A 209-nucleotide genomic window follows, 5' to 3' on the forward strand; every position below is an offset into this window, starting at 1 on the left:
GGTGTTCTCGGTTTATTGTTTTGTTAATAAAGAAATTAGATAGTATTTAGTTTTCAAAGTACAAGCTCTGAGGGTAAACCCCTCAAAACTAAACAAAGTTTCTTTGATGTGTAGGTTCCGTTTTATTCCTTAGAAAGGAGGTGATCCAGCCGCAGGTTCTCCTACGGCTACCTTGTTACGACTTCACCCCAGTCATCTGTCCCGCCTTA

General features: G+C 40.7%; 1 rRNA gene. It reads right to left on the reverse strand.

Annotated elements, in window-relative coordinates:
• Window positions 1-133 precede the first annotated feature (133 nt).
• A 16S ribosomal RNA gene (locus LMB56_RS00030) occupies window positions 134-209 on the reverse strand; the annotation flags it as partial.

The organism is Limosilactobacillus reuteri (assembly GCF_020785355.1).
In the GTDB taxonomy this organism is placed as follows: Bacteria; Bacillota; Bacilli; order Lactobacillales; family Lactobacillaceae; genus Limosilactobacillus; species Limosilactobacillus reuteri_I.